Annotated in this window: 1 protein-coding gene; it reads right to left on the bottom strand. The window is 54.7% G+C overall.

Annotated elements, in window-relative coordinates; genetic code table 11:
* The coding region (locus tag E4O98_RS10145) for an RHS repeat domain-containing protein (RefSeq protein ID WP_248134890.1) at window positions 1-287 on the bottom strand (287 nt) is incomplete at both ends.

Below are 287 nucleotides of genomic sequence, written 5' to 3'. Positions count from 1 at the left end.
ATTGCTCTTCCAGCAACTGCCCCCGCTCATTCCACACCAGCCGATGGCAACTGTGATCCGGGTACCAAACCCCGGTCAGTTGCCCGTGTTTGTTGTAGCTGTAGTCAGTCGAATTACCATCCGGATCAGTTTTGCGGATGACATCGCCTTGCTCATTACGCTCGTATTTCCAGACCGCCTCCCCACGCCTTATAACCCGAACAAAACCGTTGTCATGTTCGTAGGTAGTCGGCTCATCATCCCCGGGAAACAACCCCACCAAGCGTCCGGCGTCGTCGTACTGATAG

The sequence above is a fragment of the Pseudomonas sp. W2Jun17 genome, assembly GCF_023127795.1.
Classification (GTDB): domain Bacteria; phylum Pseudomonadota; class Gammaproteobacteria; order Pseudomonadales; family Pseudomonadaceae; genus Aquipseudomonas; species Aquipseudomonas synxantha_A.
Note: the sequence above shows the minus strand (reverse complement) of the source record. Positions and strands in the feature narration are given on the sequence as shown.